Below are 2846 nucleotides of genomic sequence, written 5' to 3' on the forward strand. Positions count from 1 at the left end.
CGAATTCTTTCATCGCAAACAAAATCATATAATAATTCTTTTTTTAGTTTTGAAGTAATGCCATATAGGAAGTCTTCACTTAATTCTTTTAATTGATTCTCATTCAGATAGTTGTAAATTTCTCTTTCAAAGTATTCAACTGTACCAAATAACACAGTCAATTAACATTCCACCTCCTTTTTATTTTTTCCATTTACTCAGATAGTCAAGCTTCGCCAAAACTATCTCAAAAAAAGCCCACCAAAAAGATTGGTGGACTTGTATGATAAAGGCTATTCTATCATAGGTAACAGTATCCAATCATTTGGTAACCCGACTATCATAGCTAATCACCTTAGACTCGTGGCTTTGCGTCCTTATCTTTCAATAAGTTTGCCTTTATCAAACTGATACTTTTATAATAATACTTTAGCATGTAATTTCCAATAAAATTCGTCATTTTCCAACATGTTTTTACAAAAATAGTAGTTTTTTACCATTTAGAATATAAATGAAATGATGCTAAAGTCCTTTTGAAATTTTTTTCTCTTCTTAAATCGTGTGTATGCTGAAATAAGACTTTAATACGTTTCCTGATCACAATGCAATAAATCACCTTTTTTTAAAAATTTTCAAACTATACACGCCTGTCACAAGTCCAAGCTACCTTTACTTAGTTTGCACGAATAGCTTCTCCATTGCCATAACGTCAACATATTTTCCGTCCAGAATACCCTGATTCTTAAAAGTACCAACCTCACGATATCCTTTCTTTTGATATAAACCCTGACCAAGCTTATTGAATGGAAATGTAAAAAGAACTATTTTATGAAAATAGTTTTCTATGGCTATATTTTCTATAGCTGCTAGCAACAAACTTCCTATGCCCTTCCCTCGGTACTCCCTAGCAATATACACAGATAAATCTGCTACTCCAGCATAAGCGCAACGGCTATTATATTGATTTAACGAAGACCACCCTACTATTTGTCCTTCTTGTTCAGCAACAATAACCTTGTACCGTCCTCTATGCTGTTCAAACCACACTTTCATGTATTGTAAATCTTTTGTTTCGGTTTCTAAAGTTGCTATTTTGTCTTCAATTCCTTGGTTGTAAATATTTAAAATGGATTCAATATCATTTAAATATGCTTTACGTATTACCGCTAACATCTTGTCACCCCTTAACAGCAATTATCAATATTTTCTTTAACAAAATACTGTTATTCGGTAGAAACAAAGAAAATCCATTTTGAAAAAAGCGTGATAAAAAATGGATTCTCTTCCCAAGCCCTATTTGCCCCACTGGATTATTATCCTCCTACCAATAGCAAAAAAAATTAACCTAAATGCAGATTCATTCCGGTTAATTTTTTTCAAAACAGTACTACTTTCTTATAAAGAGTTCAACATTATTCAAAACGACATCTATTCTTTTCACTCTTCTTGTAAAATTAAAAATTATTCCAGTGAAATATGACTGTATTCCAAGTTATTTTGAAAAATCACATTAATTACACTGCCTCACTGCCCTTTTTCTTATCATCCTGCACAAAGAGAATCCCAAGCTCATGGTGGTCCCCTTCATATAAGGCCCTTTGCGCAAAGCGGATTTGATCATTCACATCGAGCACCTCCAGCTTACAATGGGCACGGTTTTTCAAGAGTGCCTGATAGAAGCTGTTTCGGTCATGGACAGCCAAACCGTTTACCTTCGTTATGATCTCTCCAACCTGTAGAGCCATATTGTTGGCTGGAGATCCAGGAATGATCCCAAGGACAAGAACACCATGATTTCTTTTTGAAAAATAGAATGGGAGATTCTCCTCCGCTATTCTCTGTCTTAACGTAATCATTTCACGTCCAATAATTGCAAGCGCCACCACCGCAATGGAAGCAAGGGGATACCAGTAACCTGAAATGGATGCAAGCGCGGTGAATATGCCAAGAGCGATTACCCTTCCACCGACTGCCTTCACAGCTTCAGCTGGCAGCTTGCCCTGAATCTGCTGGAAAAAGCCAATAGCAAACGGTACGAGAATCAGAGAATACGTGCTGCCGCCGAACGTAAAGACTGGCCACCATTCAAAAGGAGGCTGCAGCACATCTCCCGGAACGAGAAGAAACATCGGCAGCATCCAGAGCCGCTTCACCTCATGAATGCCAACCCTCTGACCGCGTTTGCTATTGATCAGCTTAGGTGATGACCCCTTTCTGCCATTCCTGGAAATAAGGATGCCTTCCCCGATCAGAAGAAGCGCAAGCAGAGCAGCAATCGATGGAAAAATCGTCTGTTCTGAATCCGTTATGGAAGTTAAAAACGCCGGCAGCTTCCATGGGAGTTCTGCCGCAAAAATAGTCACAAAAAAAGCAAAGCCAAGCGTATAGGCCGGCGACATCCAGCGTACTTTAGTCGTTAAGCTCCAAACGACCGTTAGGATCGCCGTAAATAGGATTGTTTCCATCGGAATTACAAGTCCTGCCACAACCGACACGAGCGACAGCCCCAGTCCAGCTAAAACGCCCAACGGAAGCAGTTGCCTCAGCTCAAAATAGGCATTCTCCGCGCGAACATGGAAATTCCTTCTCTCCCGCTTCACCCGAGAAACGCCCAATACCGCAGCCATAAAGAAAAGAAAATAGAAAACAGGGTGAAGAAAAAGCTTACCCATCCCCTTCAATATTTCAAAAAGCCATTCCAGAGCCACCTTTGCCACCCACCTCTATTAGAAAAATACTTAAGAAAGTATGAAAAATAATCATTTGTGTGAATGCATCTCATCCGAAATATAGGAATGAAATGAACTTATTAGTTAAAAAATTGCTAAATTAACCTATTACTCTATATTCTATCAAAATGTCCTCTT

The 2846-nt window shown here is 38.4% G+C and carries 2 protein-coding genes and 1 riboswitch; both genes read right to left on the reverse strand.

What is annotated here, in order from left to right; all coding sequences use genetic code 11:
* Positions 1 to 303: 303 nt before the first annotated feature.
* Positions 304 to 387, reverse strand: a riboswitch (cyclic di-GMP riboswitch).
* Between the two features lie 261 nt (positions 388 to 648).
* Complete coding sequence (locus V7149_RS24205) at positions 649 to 1152, reverse strand: arsinothricin resistance N-acetyltransferase ArsN1 family A (RefSeq protein WP_335348126.1); 504 nt, start codon at positions 1150 to 1152, stop codon at positions 649 to 651.
* Positions 1153 to 1493: 341 nt separating this feature from the next.
* Positions 1494 to 2687 carry a PDZ domain-containing protein gene (locus V7149_RS24210; protein ID WP_335348127.1) on the reverse strand — a complete coding sequence of 398 codons (1194 nt, stop codon included), beginning with the start codon at positions 2685 to 2687 and terminating at the stop codon, positions 1494 to 1496.
* Positions 2688 to 2846 lie beyond the last annotated feature (159 nt).

Origin of the sequence: Bacillus sp. JJ1503, assembly GCF_036965125.1 — a bacterium.
GTDB lineage: Bacteria > Bacillota > Bacilli > Bacillales > Cytobacillaceae > Cytobacillus.